Raw genomic sequence first — 17,529 nt, 5'->3', positions numbered from 1 at the left:
GCCGAACAGACCAATCTGCTGGCTTTGAACGCCGCCATCGAGGCTGCCCGTGCCGGTGAACAGGGCCGTGGATTTGCCGTGGTCGCGGATGAGGTGCGTGGGCTGGCCGCGCGCACGCGTCAGGCAACCGATGAGATTTCCGGGATGATCACCAGCATCCAGCAGCAGACCGGGCACGCCATCCATACCCTGGAGCAGGGTAACCTGCTGATGCAGGAAGGGCTGGCGCGCAACGACAAGGTCGCCGAAGCGCTGGCGCGGATCGATGAGCAGAGCCGTACCGCGGGTGAGCAGTTTGCCGTGATCAGCACGGCGACTCAGGAGCAGAGCAGCACGGCCACCGTGCTTAGCCGCAACCTGCAGAGCATTGCCCAGGCCAACAGCGAGCAGCGCGATGTGGCCAATGAGCTGGCCTTGACCGCGCGCGAGCTGGAAGGGTTGGCGGCGCAACTGCGTCAGGAAGTGGACCGCTTCCGCTGAACCGCAGGGGGCCGCTGTGCGGCCCTTTCGCGACACAAGGCCGCTCCTACAGGAACGCGCGTTGCTTTTGTAGGAGCGGCCTTGTGTCGCGAAAGGGGCGCAAAGCGCCCCCGGCAAGCCTGAGGCTTACAGTGAACCCAGGTTCAGCGCTTGGGCGCAGGCCTGCAGCGAGCGCCTCTCGCTCTGCGCATACAGCGCCAGTTCATCCTGCACCTGCAGCCCCAGCGCCGCTTCGAAAGCCTCGCGATTGGCATTGCTGCCATACTCGGCCTGGCCCTCATCCCCCAGGTTCGACTGGAAGATCCCCGCCGCACTCACCGGCAGGAAGTCCTCGTACACCAGTGCCTCGTAGTGGACATGGCCGGCCGCGATCAGACCTTCCAGGGTGGTCGGGCGATCCGCCTGCTCCCGCGCGGCCAGGCCCTGCTCGGTCGCAAAGTAGCGGAAATAAGCCAGCCCCTGCTCACGCATCTGCGCCAGGTCATCCGGGAATGCAGCGAAGCTTTCCTGCAACAGCGCCATGTAGCGCTCGGCATTGGCCTCGGCTGGCGCTCCTCCCAAGGCGGCGCGGGTGGCATCGAGCAGCGTGTCGTACAGCTGGCGGCCCTTCGGCGTCAGTGCCGCGCCGCGCTGTTCGATTTCGCCGAAACGTGCGGTGTGGCTACCCTGGTGGTCGCTGAATGCAACCTTCTCCTGCAGCGCCTTGAAGCTGGTCTGGCGCAGCAGGATCGGGTGGCGGCGAGTGGGTGGCCCTTCGACCACGGCTTTCGGCGGGATGCCCTTGGCCGGCATGCCGGCCTGGATCGCGTCGATGTCCAGGGTGCGTGGGGTCAGGTGGTTGATGTGCGGGCCTTTGAAGGCCACCACGTCGGCAATCAGGCGGTGCTGGTCATGCAACTGCTGATACTGCGCGGCCGTGACCGTGGCGTCCTGGTGCCAGCGGAAGGTGTGCAAGGCTTCACGAACGAACTCGCCGGCATCGGTCTCGTTCAGGCCGCCATCGCGCTCGCATCGGGCAATCAGTTCCAGTACCCGGGGGGTGAATATCTGACGCTTGGCCAGGATGCCCTGAGCCAGTTCGCGCAGCGGCAGGTTGTCGATCAGCTCCAGGCGCAGCAGCGAGGTGAACACGCGGAACGGGCTGACATGCAGCGACTGCTCATGCACAGCGCGGAACGCGGTGGAGTGCACCGGCACGCCAGCTGAGCTGAGGTCGTAATAGCCGACCGGCGCCATGCCCATCACTGCGAACAGCCGGGCGATGGTGGCCAGCTCTTCGGCGGTTCCGACGCGGATGGCGCCGTGGCGCTCATGGTCCAGGCGTTCGATCTCGCCGGTCCAGCGCAAGGCCTCGGCCAGCTTGGGCCGCTCGGCCAAGACCCGCTGGTTGATTTCGCTCACCAGCTCCAGCAGCGTGCCGTACAGCGGCACTTCCTGTTTGTACATGAGTGACATGGCGGCAGAGAACTGCGCGCGGATGCTGTCGGGGCTGACGAAATCGTGGGCGGGCATCGCTAGCTTCCTGGTTAGGTTCGGACGCTTACATGAAAGCTGGGAATGCACTTGGCTCACAAGCGAAAAAAAGTGAGTCAGTCATTCCATTAGCGATCGATCTTAGTGCCATGGGGCTGCTTTGCAGCCCTTTCGCGACACAAGGCCGCTCCTACAGGGATCGCGTCGCTTTTGTAGGAGCGGCCTTGTGTCGCGAAAGGGCCGCAAAGCGGCCCCGGCAATCTCAAGCCTGGAGCTGCTCGCGAATCCATTCCACCAAGGCCCGCACCTTCGGCACTTCAGCCGCATGCTCGGCATAGGCCAGGTAATGCTTGCCGGCACTGCGCATCGCATGATTCCACGGAATGACCAAGCTCCCCTCAGCCAGCTCTTTGGCCACCAGGTATTGCGGCACCAACGCTACCCCGCACCCGGCCTGCGCCGCACTCAGCGCCATATAGAACGTATCGAAGCGCGGCCCGTGGTAGGCGCTGACGCTGTGCAACCCCAGCTCCAGGAACCATTCATGCCAGGCCTCGGGCCGCGACGTACTCTGCAACAGCACCAGGTCGGCCAGTTCACCGGCATCGCTCAATGCACGGCCGCCCAGCAGCTCCGGCGCGCACACCGGCACCACCTGTTCACCGAACAGCTCCACGCAAGTGGCCCCCGGCCAAGTGCCCTGGCCATAGAAGAACACCACATCCGCCGAGCCCTGCAGCAAGGCAAACGGTTCCATCTCGTTGCGGATGTCGAGGTGGATGTTCGCGTGCCGTTTGCCGAAGCCTTTGAGGTGCGGGATCAGCCAGCGCACGCCAAAACTGGGTTGAGTGGCTACTTTCAATATCTCGGTCTGCTCGCCGTAGGTGAGCACGTAGCGGCTGGACATGTCGACCTGGGTAAGGATCTTGTTGACCTCGGCCAGGTACAGGCTGCCCGCAGGCGTGAGTTGCAGGCGCCTGCGGATACGCAGGAACAAGTGGTGGCGCAGCATCTCTTCGAGCTGCGCCACCTGCTTGCTGACCGCGCTCTGGGTCAGGTGCAGCTCTTCGGCGGCGCGGGTAAAGCTCAGGTGACGGGCTGCAGCTTCGAAGCACTGCAGGGCGGTCATGGAGGGCACCAGGCGTTTGGACATAGCGTTCTCTGCGGCTCAAATCATTACCTGACGGAATGATATGCGGAATAAAGGTCGTTTGTTGCACCGGTGTGATCGGATTAATACTGATCCACATCATTTTTCCACCCCATCACCCGATGTAGGAGAAGCACAAATGGTTGCTGGATTGCTCGAGCGCCTCGGCGTTGCCGCCGAGGCTTACACCCAGGGCGACTACCCTGTTCACACGCCGATCGACGGCAGCCAGATCGCCTCGGTGAAACTGCTTGGCAAGGCCGAGACCGTCGCCCGCATCGATCAGGCCCAGAGCGCCTTCGAAGCCTGGCGCAGCGTGCCGGCCCCTCGGCGTGGCGAGTTGGTGCGCCTGTTCGGCGAAGTGCTGCGTGAGCACAAGGCCGACCTCGGCGAGCTGGTCTCGATCGAAGCCGGCAAGATCACCCAGGAAGGCCTGGGCGAAGTGCAGGAAATGATCGATATCTGCGACTTCGCCGTCGGCCTGTCGCGCCAGCTGTACGGCCTGACCATTGCTTCCGAGCGCCCAGGCCACCACATGCGTGAAACCTGGCACCCGCTGGGCGTGGTTGGCGTGATCAGCGCTTTCAACTTCCCGGTTGCGGTATGGGCCTGGAACACCGCGCTGGCCCTGGTGGCTGGTAACTCGGTGGTGTGGAAGCCGTCCGAGAAGACCCCGCTGACCGCACTGGCTTGCCAGGCGTTGTTCGACAAAGCCCTGAAAGCCTTCGGTGATGCCCCGGCTGGCCTGGCGCAGCTGGTGATCGGTGGCCGCGAAGCTGGCGAAGCCATGGTCGACGACCCCCGTGTACCGCTGGTCAGCGCCACCGGCAGCACCCGCATGGGCCGGGAAGTCGGCCCACGTGTTGCCGCCCGCTTCGGTCGCAGCATCCTCGAGCTGGGTGGCAACAACGCCATGATCCTGGCCCCGAGCGCCGACCTCGACCTGGCCGTGCGCGGCATACTGTTCTCCGCTGTCGGCACCGCCGGCCAGCGCTGCACGACCCTGCGTCGCCTGATCGTGCACCGCTCGATCAAGGACGAAGTGGTAGCCCGCGTCAAAGCTGCCTACGGCAAAGTGCGCATCGGCGACCCACGCAAGGACAACCTGGTTGGCCCGCTGATCGACAAGCAGTCGTTCGACGCCATGCAGGGCGCACTGGCCAAGGCCCGTGACGAAGGTGGGCAGGTGTTCGGCGGCGAGCGTCAGCTGGCCGAGCAGTACCCGAATGCCTACTACGTGTCGCCGGCCATTGCTGAAATGCCGGCCCAGAGCGACGTGGTGCGCCATGAAACCTTCGCGCCGATCCTCTATGTGCTGGCCTACGACGACTTCGAAGAGGCCCTGCGCCTGAACAACGAAGTGCCACAAGGCCTGTCGTCGTGCATTTTCACCACTGACATTCGCGAAGCCGAGCGCTTCCAGAGTGCTTCGGGCAGTGACTGCGGCATCGCCAACGTCAACATCGGCACCAGCGGCGCCGAGATCGGCGGCGCGTTCGGTGGCGAGAAGGAAACTGGCGGTGGTCGTGAGTCTGGTTCCGATGCGTGGAAAGGCTACATGCGCCGCCAGACCAACACCGTGAACTACTCGCGCGAGCTGCCGCTGGCACAGGGTATCGTGTTCGACTGATGGATTGATGCTGCATGGCCGGGGGCTTCGCCCCCGGTTCGCGGGCTCGCCCGCTCCCACAGGGACCTCACAGCTGTCGGAATCTGTGAGGTACCTGTGGGAGCGGGCGAGCCCGCGAATGGGCTGCAAAGCAGCCCCAAACAAGAACAAATTGCTGGAGCCGGGCCATGTCCGAACTGCGTCAACAATGCTTGTGGGAACACGTCAGCCAACCGACCGTCGCCAGCCAGGCCCTGGCCGGCGAGCACAAGGCCGATGTCTGCGTGATCGGCGGCGGCATCACCGGCCTGTCGGCGGCCATCCACCTGCTCGAACAGGGCAAGTCGGTGATCCTGCTGGAGGCCTGGAAGATCGGCCACGGCGGCTCTGGCCGCAACGTCGGCCTGGTCAACGCCGGCACCTGGATCCGCCCGGACGACGTCGAGGCAACCCTCGGCCAGAAGCAGGGCAGTCGCCTGAACAAGGTGCTAGGTGAGGCTCCGGCTGAAGTGTTCGCCATGATCGAACGCTTCGGCATCGACTGCCAGGCCCGGCACAAAGGCACGCTGCACATGGCCCACAACGCTACCGGCATCGCTGACCTTGAGGCCCGCCACGAGCAATGGCGCCGCCGTGGTGCCGACGTCGAGCTGCTGACCGGCGCCCAGTGCCAGGAATACTGTGGTACCGACAAGATTTCCGCCGCGCTGCTCGACCATCGCGCCGGCACCATCAACCCGATGGGCTACACCCAGGGCCTGGCCGCCGCCGTGGCGCGCCTGGGCGGCAAGCTGTTCCAGCAGTCCTCGGTCGAAGGCCTCGAGCGCGATGGCGATGCCTGGCGGGTGAAGACCGCACGCGGCTCGGTACGCGCCGATAAAGTGGTGATTTCCACGGGCGCCTACACCGAAGGCGACTGGAGCAACCTGCAGAAGCAGTTCTTCCGTGGCTACTACTACCAGGTGGCGTCCAAGCCGCTGCACGGTGCGGCAGCTGACAAGGTGCTGCCGCACGGCCAGGGCTCCTGGGACACCCGCACCGTGCTCAGCAGCATCCGCCGTGACGATCAGGGCCGCCTGTTACTGGGCAGCCTCGGCCGGGTCGACAACAAGCCGGCCTGGTTCGTGCGCAGCTGGGCCGACCGGATCCAGAGCCATTACTACCCGGAACTGGGCAAGGTCGAGTGGGAAATGCACTGGACCGGCTGCATCGACTTCACCCCGGATCACCTGATGCGGTTGTTCGAGCCGGCGCCGGGGCTGGTGGCGGTGACGGGCTATAACGGCCGCGGCAACACCACCGGGACCGTGATTGGCCGGGCGTTTGCCGAATTTCTGCTGAAGGGGGAGGCGGACAGCTTGCCGATTCCGTTCTCGCCAATGACCGGGGTGAGCGCGCCTTCGCTGCGCACCGCGTTCTATGAGTCCGGCTTCTCGCTGTACCACGCGGGGCAATGCCTGAGAGTGGTGTTGTAAGCACTGGCCTCTTCGCGGGCATGCCCGCTCCCACAGGTACTGCACAGGATTCAGACCTTGCGCGATCCCTGTGGGAGCGGGCGAGCCCGCGAAAGGGCCGGCACAGGCTTACTTGTGCAACCAGCTCAAGAAGCCACCCTTCTTGATCGAAACCGGCTTCTGCAGCAGCAGCGACTCCCGGCTCTGGCGCCGGAACCGTTGCAACTTGCTCAGCGCCGTCTGTACTTCCCCGCGCTGCACCAGGCAGCTCTTCACCTGTTCCTTCTCGATGCGGTACAGCACGCAGCTGGTCAGGGTTCGGAACTCGGCAAACGATTTATCTTCATCGATGATTCCCTCGATCCCCAACACCTCACCTGGCCCCATGCGCCCGGCCTCCAGCAGCTTGTCACCGTCGCGCACCGACGCTGAAACCACGCCGCTGCCTATTACCAGTAAGTGATCGGACTGCTCGCCCACCTCCAGGATCACCTGGTCAGCCAGGTACTCCACAGCGGTCATGCGCTGGCTCAGGGCATCCCGCTCTTCGTCAGTCAGCGAGCGGAACACCCGCACCTCGTCCAGCACCTCGCGCTGGCGGCTGCGCGGAGGCATCGCCAGGTCGACGTTCCACATCACCCCGCTGGCTTCCAGATGGCGGTGCGCAAGGTCGAACAGCTGGTTACGAGCATCGGTCTTGCCGGCCATGTCGGCTATGAAACCACTGGCCTCGTACTCCACCGACTCCAAGGTCGAGGCCTTCACCGTGACCTTGGGCTTGGGTGAGGCGAGGATTGCGCTGGTGCCCTGCAGGGCTTTTTCCAGCGCATCGAAAACCCGCTTGGGGCGTACCTTGGCCGGCACCACCACACAGATCGACACCCCGTTCACATCGGCCGGGCGGCTATGGTTGAGCAGCCGCGCCTTGGCCGCCACCGAGTTGGGGATCACCGCCAGGCTGCCACTGCCGGTGAGCAAGCGCGTGGCGCGCCAGTCGATATCCAGCACCTTGCCCTCGGTGCCGTCGATGGAGATCGAATCGCCAATCTGATAAGGCCGCGTGGTGTTCAGCACGATGCCGCTGAACACGTCGGCCAGAGTGCTTTGCAGCGCCAGGCCGATGACGATGGCCATCACCCCGGAAGTGGCCAGCAGGCCCTTCACCGGCAGTTGCAGCACATAGCCCGCCGCCGCGACCACGGCCGCGAGGAAGATCAGCGCCCCCAGCACATCCTGCAGCAGGCGCCCGCCGTGGCTGCCACGGGCGACCAGCAGCAAGCCGAACACTACCGTCACCGTGCGTGCGCCAAACAGCCACCAGCCGATGGCCAGTACCGTGGCGATGAGGTTGCGCGAGACGTCGTCGGGCCACGGCGGCGGTTGCAGCGGGCTCATGCCAGCGGCCACCAGCACCGCGCTGAACAGCAGGAAGATCACTAGACGCGTACCGATGCGCCAGGCCCGGCGCTGGATCGGGATCAACTGCCAGAGCACGAGGTCGAGCAGAATCAGGGCGGTGCCGAGCAACAACGGGGACGACTGGATGAACGCCAGCATGGAGGTCTCGGAGGGTGAGAAAAGGGCTGTGCGTAGTAATAGAGCAGCTTGGTCGGGCAAGCAATGAGGCCAGCAAAGCCACTGCCACTTGATCGTTCTTTAAATGGAACGCTAAAGCCAAAAAACACTATCTACCGCGTCAAAGGTGTTGGTTTTAATCTTCTCCCATCAACGCGAAACACCCAACTTACTGAACATCAAAACCCTTAGGAGCTACCACCATGACCAACTTCAAATACAACCGCCTGAACAAAGACGACGCCGCCGTTCTGCTGGTCGACCACCAGGCTGGCCTGCTGTCCCTGGTCCGCGACATTGAACCGGACGCGTTCAAGAACAACGTCCTGGCCCTGGCCGACCTGGCCAAGTTCTTCAACCTGCCGACCATCCTCACCACCAGCTTCGAGCAAGGCCCCAACGGCCCGCTGGTGCCGGAGCTGAAAGCACTGTTCCCGGACGCGCCGTACATCGCCCGCCCAGGCCAGATCAACGCCTGGGACAATGAAGACTTCGTCAAGGCGGTGAAGGCCACTGGCAAGAAACAGCTGATCATTGCCGGCGTGGTGACTGAAGTCTGTGTAGCCTTCCCGGCGCTGGCTGCGCTGGAAGAAGAGTTCGACGTGTTCGTCGTCACCGACGCTTCCGGCACCTTCAACGCCATGACCCGCGATGCCGCCCATGACCGCATGAGCCGGGCCGGTGCGCAGCTGATGACCTGGTTCGGCGTGGCCTGTGAGCTGCACCGCGACTGGCGCAACGACATCGAAGGCCTGGCCGCGCTGTGCTCCAACCACATCCCGGACTACCGCAACCTGATGACCAGCTACAACGCCTTCAACGCCAGCAAGTAAGCCGCTTTCCCGGGCACCGCCAGGCGGTGCCCGGCAAGGGCAGCACACCCATCCAATCCTCCGCCCGTCCGCCGTTGCAAAGTGGATGCGGGCAAGCTCATCCCAAGGAACGCCGATGAACACCGCACTCCAAGACAACCGCAACGTGGTGACCCTGGTCATCCAGCACAAGGCCCGTGCCGAGTCGCTGGCGGCCTACGAAGCGTGGCTCAAGCGCACCGTGAGTGCCGCCCGCAGGCAGCCGGGGCACCTGGACGTCAACGTAATCCGCCCTGACGAAGGCGGGCTGCACTTCACTACCGTGGTGCGCTTCGCCGACGCAGGTCTGCTGCAGGCCTGGGTCAACTCGGCCGAACGTCAGGCGCTGGTCAACGAAGTGTTGCCGTTGCTCGACGGCGGTGACCAAACCCAGGTGCACGACGATCCAGAGTTCTGGTTCACCCCGCCGAGCGTCAACGCGGCGCAACCGCCGCGCTGGAAGCAGGCGCTGCTGACTTACCTGGTGATCTGCCCGATGACCATGGTCGTTCCGCAGCTGCTGGCGCCGCTGTTCGCGCGTTTCCCGCAGCTCGGCGGCCCGATCAGCGGCAACCTGATCGGCAACCTGTTCGTCATCCTGCCCGTGGTGTTCTACATCATGCCTTGGGTAACCCGCCGCTGCGCCACCTGGCTGCGCGGTTGAGCCAACGCCTTCATCGACGCTTTCAACTGCAGACTTTCAAGGAGATACCGACATGACCACTCTCGTTACCCGCGACGGCACTTCGATCTATTACAAGGACTGGGGCAGCGGCAAACCGGTGCTGTTCAGCCACGGCTGGCCACTGGACGCCGACATGTGGGACTCGCAGATGGAGTTCCTGGCCAGCCGCGGTTACCGCGCGATCGCTTTCGACCGCCGTGGCTTCGGCCGTTCGAGCCAGCCGTGGACCGGCTACGACTACGACACCTTCGCCGACGACATCGCCCAGCTGATCGAACACCTCGACCTGCGGGAAGTGACCCTGGTGGGCTTCTCGATGGGTGGCGGTGATGTCAGCCGCTACATTGCCCGCCACGGCAGCGAGCGGGTAGCGGGCCTGGTGTTGTTGGGTGCGGTGACGCCGGTGTTCGGCAAGCGTGATGACAATCCGGAAGGCGTCGACCTGTCGGTATTCGAAGGTATCGTTGCTGGCCTGCGTGCTGACCGTGCGCAGTTCATTGCCGATTTTGCCACGCCGTTCTACGGCCTGAACCATGGCCAGCAGGTGTCCCAGGGCGTGCAGACTCAGACGCTGAACATTGCGCTGATGGCTTCGATCAAGGGCACCCTGGATTGCGTGACCGCATTTTCGCAGACCGACTTCCGCCCGGACATGGCCAAGATCGATGTGCCAACCCTGGTGATCCATGGCGATGACGACCAGATCGTGCCGTTCGAAGCCACCGGCAAGCGGGCCGCGGAGCTGATTCGCGGGGCTGAGCTGAAGGTGTATGCCGGTGCGCCGCACGGGTTCGCGGTGACCCATGCCCAGCAACTGAACGAGGACTTGCTGGCGTTCCTGCAGAAGTAATTGTGCAAGGCATTCGCGGGTGAACCCGCTCCCACGGGGAAAGCAGTAACTGGGGGAGCGGGTTCACCCGCGAAGAGGCCGGCCATGGCTGCATAAAACCTGAACAGGGCTAACCTTCTAGCTCACCGCACATCCATCCAAGCCCTGACCCTGTATCAGCCGGCATGCTCTGGAGTTGCGCCTGCTGCCGCCGCACCCAGACGGAGAAGCCCATGTCCCAGGACCGCAACGACAAGACCCGTCGCCAGTTCCTCGCCACCAGCACCGTGCTAGGTGCCGCCGGCGCCCTCTGGTCCGCATTGCCCTTTACCGGCCAAGCCGGTTCCGCCCACGCATCCACCCAAGGAGGTTCCATGACCGCCGACCTGATTCTGTTCAACGGCAAACTGCACACCGTTGATCGCGAAAAGCCCACCGCCACTGCCGTTGCCATCAAGGATGGCCGCTTCATCGCCGTGGGCAACGACGCCGAGGCCATGGCCCACAAGGGCAGCGCCACGCAGATCATCGACCTCAAGCAGCGCACGGTCATCCCCGGCCTTAACGACTCGCACCTGCACCTGATCCGGGGTGGCCTGAACTACAACCTGGAACTGCGCTGGGAAGGCGTGCCGTCGGTGGCCGATGCCTTGCGCATGCTCAAGGACCAGGCCGCGCGTACACCGACGCCGCAATGGGTGCGCGTGGTCGGTGGCTGGAACGAATTCCAGTTCGCCGAAAAACGCATGCCGACGCTGGAAGAAATCAACCAGGCCGCCCCGGACACCCCGGTATTCCTGCTGCACCTGTACGATCGTGCGCTGCTCAACCGCGCCGCGCTCAAGGCTGTCGGTTACGACAAGACCACGCCAAACCCCCCGGGTGGCGAGATCCAGCGCGACAAGTTCGGCAACCCGACCGGCATGCTCATCGCCCGCCCCAACGCGATGATCCTCTACGCTACCCTGGCCAAGGGGCCGAAGCTGCCACTGGAGTACCAGATCAACTCCACCCGCCAGTTCATGCGCGAGCTGAACCGCCTGGGGCTGACCAGTGCGATCGACGCCGGTGGCGGTTATCAGAACTTCCCCGACGACTATTCGGTGATCCAGGAGCTGGCCGACAACAATCAGCTGACCGTTCGCATCGCCTACAACCTGTTCACCCAGAAGCCCAAGGAAGAGCTGGACGACTTCCGCAAATGGACCTCCAGCGTCAAGCTGCACAGCGGCACCGACTTCCTGCGCCACAACGGCGCTGGCGAGATGCTGGTGTTCTCCGCCGCCGACTTCGAGGACTTCCTCGAGCCGCGCCCGGACCTGCCGCAGACCATGGAAGAAGAGCTGGAACCGGTGGTGCGCCACCTGGTCGAGCAGCGCTGGCCGTTCCGCCTGCACGCGACCTACAACGAATCGATCACGCGCATGCTCGACGTGTTCGAGAAGGTCAATCGTGACATCCCGTTCAACGGCCTGCCGTGGTTCTTCGACCACGCCGAAACCATCACTGCGCAAAACATCGAGCGCGTGCGTGCGCTGGGCGGCGGCATCGCCATCCAGGACCGCATGGCCTTCCAGGGCGAGTACTTCGTCGACCGTTACGGCGCCAAGGCTGCCGAGCAGACCCCGCCGATCAAACGCATGCTCGAGATGGGCGTGCCGGTGGGTGCCGGTACCGACGCCACCCGCGTGTCCAGCTACAACCCGTGGACTTCGCTGTATTGGCTGGTCAGTGGCAAAACGGTTGGCGGTATGGAGTTGTACAAGGAAGGCCTGGACCGCGAAACCGCACTGCAGCTGTTCACCCAGGGCAGTGCCTGGTTCTCCAGCGAGCAGGGCAAGAAGGGCCAGATCAAGGTGGGCCAGCTGGCCGACCTGGCGGCACTGTCGCTGGACTTCTTCAGTGTCGATGAGGAAGCGATCAAGGGCATCGAGTCGGTGCTGACCGTGGTTGATGGCAAGGTGGTGTACGGCGCGGCCGAATTCGACAAGCTCGGCCCGCCGCAGGTGCCGGTGCTGCCAGAATGGTCGCCGGTGACCAAAGTCCCAGGGCACTGGCGTGCAGGCACGCCGTCGCTGGCGGCAGCCGTGCATCAGTGCTCGGGGCCGTGTGGGGTGCATGCGCACAGCCATGACAAGGCGCGTAAGTCGAGTGTGCCAGTAAATGACTTCCAGGGCTTCTGGGGTGCGCTGGGTTGCTCGTGCTTTGCGTTCTAGGCTGATGTGATGTCGAAAGGAAGGGGCCGTTAAGGCCCCTTTTTTTGCATCTGCCCAGCCTCAGCAATCAGCGCCGTCTGCTGACCGTCAAGGTCAGAAACTGCCTTTGAGCGGATACTCGATGATCAGGTAGATACGGTCGATGTCATCGCCGGCCTGGGCCTGGTTGGCTCTGTGGCTGACGTGTGAAAACGACAGGCTGAGGTCTTTGGCTGCGCCCGACTGCACCACGTATTTCAGGTCGATGTCGCGTTCCCAGTGCTTGCCGCCCTGGCCGTACTGGTCCACGTAGGCGCCACCTGCAGGTGCATGGCTGCCATCGATGCCGCGGCCACTGACGTAGCGGCCCATCAGGCTCAGGCCGGGCATGCCGAGGGTGGCGAAATTGAGGTCGTAGCGCAGTTGCCACGAGCGTTCGCCGGGGCCATTGAAGTCGGCATACTTGATCGAGTTGGCCAGGTAGATGGAATCGCCGCCGACGAAGTCGAACGGGGTCTTTCCCTCGACCTTCTGGTAAGCCACGCTCAGCGCCTGAGCGCCGAAGCTGTATTTAGCCAGCACACTGTACGCGAGGGTGTCGATTGCTCCTGCGCTGGCGTTACCGGTATCGCGGGTCTTGTAGATGTTGCCGTCCAGGCGCCAATTGCCTTCGGCCAGGTTCAGGTTGAGGTAGGCCTGGCGCCAGGTGTCTTCCAGCTCGCCGACGTACAACGCGCCACCGAACGGGCCGTGCGGCGCGAAGGCGGCACCGGCCAGGCTGATGGCCCGATTATCCGTCGTCGCGCCATAGCCAGTGAAATCATCATGCGTCGCGCTATTGTCCTGGTTGTTGAAGGCAGTGAAACGACCTGCCTGCAAACGCCAACCGGGCAGATCTGTGTTCTCCAGCAACCAGCCGGTAGCGTATTCAGGGTGCAGACGTTTGTCGCCTGTGTCGAACACAGGCGTCTCCACCATCATCTCGCCGTAGTGCAGCCGGGTGTTGCCCAGGCGTAGTTTGAGCGCGGCGCCAGCACTGGCGTAGTCGGACTCGGCGCGACCATCGCTGTCCCGGGGCAGCAGGCCGGTGCCGGCGTGGCCGCGGCCGCCGTCGAGCTTGAGGCCGAGGAAACCGTGGGCATCGAGGCCGACGCCGAGCGTGCCCTCGGTGAAACCTGAGCGAACCTCGCCGATGAAACCCTGGGCCCATTCCTGGCGGTAGTTCTGGCCGCTGGCGGAGGGCGAGCGAAAGTCGCTGTGCAGGAAGTAGTTGCGGCTGAGCAGCGACCAGCCGGGTTCATCTGCCTGGGCAATGGCGGGGCAGAGGGCGAGGGTGACGAACAGGGCGCGGCCTGGCCCGGGGTTGGCGCGGATCATGGGGGCTCCGAGGGGGATGATCCGGGACTGTGGCGCAATAGCAGGCCAAGGGTCTTGCACGCGTGTGCTGGCGTTGGGGCTACCTGTTGCAGCCCCTATGCGAAGCGAGCTATTGGCGGAAGGCCTGCGCAATCGCCTCGATCACCACCCGCACCCTTGCCGTATGACGCACATCCTGATGGGTCACCAGCCAGATGTCGTAAGGCCTGCCGTGAGTCCAGACCTGCTGCAAGCCCGCCCGTTGCCCCATCGGCACGGGGAGTTCACCCAGGCCTGTTCCGCAGGTCAGCGCGTGGCACACCATCAGTCCTGAGGTACAGGTCATGGCGATGCGCCCTTGGTCAATCGGCTCACCGGCCAGTGTCACCTCCTTGCCACTGTCCAGATACGGCTGATACACCACCAGTTCGTGCCCGGCGAACGCACTGCCCGGTGTAGGCTCGCCACGCCGCTGCAGATACTCATGCGAAGCGAATAATCCGGTGCGCCAGCGTGCCAAGCGTCGCACGACCAGCTCGGGGTTGTCCGGCTTGAGTGTGCGCACGGCGATATCCGCCTCGCGCTGGCTGAGGTTGAGCATCTGCGTGGATGCGTGCAGTTGCACCTCGATCCCAGGGTGTTCCAAGCGCAACTGCGCCGCCGCCGGGATGATGAATTCCGATGCAAAAGCATCCGTACTGGTGATGCGCACCACGCCGCTGAGGCGTTCATCCAGGCCAAGTATCTGCCGCTGCAGGCCGGCGGCGGCGGCCTCCATCTCCAGCGCAGCTCGCATTGCGACCTCGCCGGCGCTGGTCAGCGAATAACCACTGGAGGTGCGCAGGAACAGCGTGGCATCCAGCGCGCCTTCCAGCGAAGCGAGTCGGCGGCCGACGGTAGCCTGGTCTACGCCCAGGCTGCGAGCGGCTCCACGCAAGGTTTGCTCGCGGCACAACGCCAGAAACACGCGGGTGTCGTCCCAGTTCATCGAAGCCTTTCCAGGTGATGCAAAAATGCAGCGCAGAGATGAAAACTCGCTGCGTTATTTCTTCGTTCGGCGAATTTATGCTTTTCCCATCACCATCAGCAAGCGCCGAGCAGGGCGCAAGGGAAGATCATGAACGCTTCGATTCAACGTGCGCCCTGGTTGCCGATCTGGGCCGGGCTGTGCGCCAGCCTGGTTGGGATCGGCCTGGCACGATTTGCTTATACGCCACTGATCCCGGCGCTGATCAATGCACACTGGTTTGCCAATGCCGCAGTGGTCTATCTCGGTGCAGCCAATCTGGCCGGCTATCTGGTCGGCGCGCTGATTGGCCGGCCGCTGGCCAAGCGTTGGTCGGGCGCAACGGTGCTGCGCGGCATGATGGTGCTGGTAAGCCTGACATTCCTCGCCTGTGCCTGGCCGTTGTCAGTGGGCTGGTTCTTTGCCTGGCGTATGCTGTCGGGCGTGGCCGGCGGGGTGATCATGGTGCTGGTGGCAAGCGTCATTTTGCCCCATGTCAGCGCCACGCGGCGGGGCCTGGCCAGCGGCGCCATCTTCCTGGGCCTGGGCCTGGGCGTTGCAGCTTCGGCAAGCCTGGTGCCTTGGCTGCTGGAGAAAGGTCTGCAACAGACCTGGCTGGGCCTGGCCGCGTTGGCGCTAATGCTGACCTTCAGCAGCTGGGCCGGCTGGCCCGCCGAGCATGGGCCTCAGCCAGCGGCACCTGCACCACAATCGGTAGTTTCACCTGCGATTCTCGTACTGTTCGGGCAGTACGCCCTGATGGCCACGGCGTTGGTGGCGCCGATGATGTTCCTGGTCGATTACGTGAGCCGGGGCCTGGGCGCAGGCTCTCATGCGGGCGCTGCCATGTGGGGGCTCTATGGCCTGGGCGCGATTGTCGGTCCGGTGTTGTATGGATTATTGGCCGACCACCTGGGGGCACGCGCCGGCATTCGTCTGGTGCTGCTGGCGCAGCTGGCCGCGCTCGGTGCCTTGCTGGGTAGTCACGATCTGCGTGTGTTGGGGGCTGCGGCGCTGCTGATCGGCTCGTTCCCGCCGGGCATCGTGCCGCTGGCGCTGGCGCGAGTGCATCAGCTGGTCGAAGGCCACGCCCGGCAGAGCGCGACCTGGAGCCGGGCGACAGTTTCGTTCGCCAGTTTCCAGGCCATTGCCGGTTACGGTTATTCGGCGCTGTTCGCCGCCACGGATGGCCATTATGGCGCGCTGTTTGGTGTGGCAGCCGGGGCGGTGGTGCTGGCGCTGCTGGTCGACGTACTGCTAAAGGAACGTCAGGCCATGTCGCTGATCGCAAACTCCTCGGCCAGGTGATCGATCAGCGCCCGCACCGATGGCAGCAACCCACGCCGCGACGGGAAGATCGCATGCACGATGCCGCAGCGTGGGTGCCAGTCCGGGATCAGTTCCACCAGTCTTCCTGCCGCCAGGTCCTCGCGCACCGCGACTCGCGGCAAGTGCGCAATGCCCACCCCGGCCACTACGAAGTGGCGCAGGGCGAACAGGTCATCGGTCACCATGCGCGGGGTATGCGGGATGACGATGCTGCGGCTGCTGTCTTCACCCTGGAACAGCTCCCACTGATACTCCCGCTGGGCGCTGCCCCAATGCAGGCTCGGCAGGGTACTGAGCAGCTGCGGGTCGAAGTCCTTGGGCAACTGCTCCAGGTACTGCGGCTGGCCGACCAGGCACTGGGTACTGTTGCTCAGCACCTTCATCACCATGTCGGTGTTCTCCAGCGGCGGGAAGCGCACCCGCAGGGCAATGTCAAAGCCCTCGTGCAGCAGGTCGACGCGGCGGTTGGTGCTCTCGATGAACAGCTCGACCTGCGGGTACTTGAGCATGTAGCGGGTCAGCATCGGCCCGACCCAGGAGTTGAGCAGGGTGGTCGGGCAACTGATGCGCACCAGCCCGCGTGGTTCGCTGCGGTTGCGCTCGATGATCTCTGCTGCACCTTCGGCTTCCACGCGCATTGCCAGGCAGCGGTTGTAGTAGGCCTGGCCGATCTCGGTCAGCGAGCAATGGCGGCTGGTGCGGTGCAGCAGGCGCACGCCGAGGCGGTCTTCGAGGTCGGCGATGCGCCGGCTGAGCTTCGACTTGGGCATGTCCAGCGCCCGCCCGGCCGGGGCGAAGCCACCGTGCTCCACGACTTGGGTGAAGTAGTAGAGGGAATTGAGATCTTCCAATCATCGTTCTCCAGATGGAACGCTAAGGGCAATTTTCGCAGTCTACCGCTGTAAAGGTGATGATTTTAATCTGTGCCCATCAACGCGAAACACCTCAGATTGCTGAAAAATTCATAAACCTTAGGAGCACAGACCATGAGCAAATTCACCTACAACCGCCTGAACAAAGACGATGCCGCCGTACTGCTGGTCGATCATCAGGCGGGCCTGCTGTCCCTGGTCCGCGACATCGAGCCGGACAAATTCAAGAACAACGTGCTGGCCCTGGCTGACCTGGCCAAGTTCTTCAACCTGCCGACCATCCTCACCACCAGCTTCGAGCAAGGCCCCAACGGCCCGCTCGTGCCAGAACTGAAAGCGTTGTTCCCGGATGCCCCATACATCGCCCGCCCTGGCCAGATCAATGCCTGGGACAACGAAGACTTCGTCAAGGCGGTGAAGGCGACTGGCAAGAAGCAACTGATCATTGCCGGCGTGGTGACCGAAGTGTGCGTAGCGTTCCCGGCGCTGGCGGCACTGGAGGAAGAGTTCGAAGTATTCGTGGTGACCGATGCTTCCGGCACCTTTAACGAAATGACCCGTGATGCTGCCCATGACCGCATGAGCCGGGCCGGTGCACAGCTGATGACCTGGTTCGGCGTGGCTTGTGAGCTGCACCGCGACTGGCGCAACGACATCGAAGGGCT

At 64.0% G+C, this 17,529-nt stretch carries 15 protein-coding genes; 9 read left to right on the top strand and 6 right to left on the bottom strand.

Going from position 1 to position 17,529, the window contains the following annotated elements:
* On the top strand, window positions 1-480 hold a 480-nt coding region (locus APH33_RS21765; protein WP_256218712.1), incomplete at its 5' end, for a methyl-accepting chemotaxis protein.
* Window positions 481-606: 126 nt separating this feature from the next.
* On the opposite strand, the gene APH33_RS21760 is transcribed toward APH33_RS21765, so the two are convergent.
* Window positions 607-1,992, bottom strand: a complete 1,386-nt coding sequence (locus tag APH33_RS21760) for a VOC family protein (RefSeq protein ID WP_054887127.1) — start codon at window positions 1,990-1,992, stop codon at window positions 607-609.
* A 223-nt stretch (window positions 1,993-2,215) separates the two neighbouring features.
* On the bottom strand, window positions 2,216-3,106 hold the full coding sequence (locus APH33_RS21755; RefSeq protein ID WP_054887126.1) for a LysR family transcriptional regulator: 891 nt from the start codon (window positions 3,104-3,106) through the stop codon (window positions 2,216-2,218).
* 136 nt (window positions 3,107-3,242) lie between these two features.
* Here APH33_RS21755 and APH33_RS21750 point away from each other — a divergent pair, with 136 nt between their 5' ends.
* Entirely contained in the window at window positions 3,243-4,733 is a 1,491-nt protein-coding gene (locus APH33_RS21750) for an aldehyde dehydrogenase family protein (protein WP_054887125.1), read from the top strand.
* A gap of 167 nt (window positions 4,734-4,900) precedes the next feature.
* On the top strand, window positions 4,901-6,187 hold the full coding sequence (locus tag APH33_RS21745; RefSeq protein ID WP_054887124.1) for an FAD-binding oxidoreductase: 1,287 nt from the start codon (window positions 4,901-4,903) through the stop codon (window positions 6,185-6,187).
* A 108-nt stretch (window positions 6,188-6,295) separates the two neighbouring features.
* Here the strand turns inward: APH33_RS21745 and APH33_RS21740 are convergent, their stop codons facing one another.
* A complete protein-coding gene (locus APH33_RS21740; RefSeq protein WP_054887123.1) occupies window positions 6,296-7,723 on the bottom strand; it encodes a mechanosensitive ion channel family protein in 1,428 nt (475 codons plus the stop codon).
* Between the two features lie 221 nt (window positions 7,724-7,944).
* Here APH33_RS21740 and ycaC (APH33_RS21735) point away from each other — a divergent pair, with 221 nt between their 5' ends.
* The 4 genes from ycaC (APH33_RS21735) to APH33_RS21720 all read left to right on the top strand — a co-directional run bounded on the left by ycaC (APH33_RS21735) (window position 7,945) and on the right by APH33_RS21720 (window position 12,322).
* A complete protein-coding gene (gene ycaC / locus APH33_RS21735; RefSeq protein ID WP_054887122.1) occupies window positions 7,945-8,574 on the top strand; it encodes an isochorismate family cysteine hydrolase YcaC in 630 nt (209 codons plus the stop codon).
* A gap of 115 nt (window positions 8,575-8,689) precedes the next feature.
* Complete coding sequence (locus tag APH33_RS21730) at window positions 8,690-9,256, top strand: antibiotic biosynthesis monooxygenase (protein ID WP_082433678.1); 567 nt, start codon at window positions 8,690-8,692, stop codon at window positions 9,254-9,256.
* Between the two features lie 52 nt (window positions 9,257-9,308).
* Complete coding sequence (locus tag APH33_RS21725) at window positions 9,309-10,127, top strand: alpha/beta fold hydrolase (protein ID WP_054887120.1); 819 nt, start codon at window positions 9,309-9,311, stop codon at window positions 10,125-10,127.
* 353 nt (window positions 10,128-10,480) lie between these two features.
* On the top strand, window positions 10,481-12,322 hold the full coding sequence (locus APH33_RS21720; protein ID WP_177332436.1) for an amidohydrolase: 1,842 nt from the start codon (window positions 10,481-10,483) through the stop codon (window positions 12,320-12,322).
* A 93-nt stretch (window positions 12,323-12,415) separates the two neighbouring features.
* On the opposite strand, the gene APH33_RS21715 is transcribed toward APH33_RS21720, so the two are convergent.
* Both APH33_RS21715 and APH33_RS21710 read right to left on the bottom strand, forming a co-directional pair.
* The gene (locus APH33_RS21715; RefSeq protein WP_054887118.1) at window positions 12,416-13,678 is read right to left on the bottom strand and encodes an OprD family porin; all 1,263 of its coding nucleotides are present in this window, start codon (window positions 13,676-13,678) and stop codon (window positions 12,416-12,418) included.
* Between the two features lie 109 nt (window positions 13,679-13,787).
* The gene (locus APH33_RS21710) at window positions 13,788-14,645 is read right to left on the bottom strand and encodes a LysR family transcriptional regulator (RefSeq protein WP_054887117.1); all 858 of its coding nucleotides are present in this window, start codon (window positions 14,643-14,645) and stop codon (window positions 13,788-13,790) included.
* 129 nt (window positions 14,646-14,774) lie between these two features.
* Here APH33_RS21710 and APH33_RS21705 point away from each other — a divergent pair, with 129 nt between their 5' ends.
* Window positions 14,775-15,971, top strand: coding sequence for a YbfB/YjiJ family MFS transporter (locus APH33_RS21705; protein WP_054887116.1), 1,197 nt, complete (start codon window positions 14,775-14,777; stop codon window positions 15,969-15,971).
* Here the strand turns inward: APH33_RS21705 and APH33_RS21700 are convergent.
* Window positions 15,932-16,843 carry a LysR substrate-binding domain-containing protein gene (locus APH33_RS21700; RefSeq protein WP_054887115.1) on the bottom strand — a complete coding sequence of 304 codons (912 nt, stop codon included), beginning with the start codon at window positions 16,841-16,843 and terminating at the stop codon, window positions 15,932-15,934. The two genes, APH33_RS21705 and APH33_RS21700, sit on opposite strands and share 40 nt — an antisense overlap.
* Window positions 16,844-16,978: 135 nt before the next feature.
* Here APH33_RS21700 and ycaC (APH33_RS21695) point away from each other — a divergent pair.
* A partial coding sequence (gene ycaC / locus APH33_RS21695; protein ID WP_054887114.1) for an isochorismate family cysteine hydrolase YcaC occupies window positions 16,979-17,529 on the top strand: 551 nt, incomplete at its 3' end.

It is taken from the genome of Pseudomonas sp. NBRC 111130 (assembly GCF_001320485.1).
Classification (GTDB): Bacteria; Pseudomonadota; Gammaproteobacteria; order Pseudomonadales; family Pseudomonadaceae; genus Aquipseudomonas; species Aquipseudomonas vlassakiae.
This window is presented reverse-complemented; position numbering and strand designations above follow the sequence as displayed.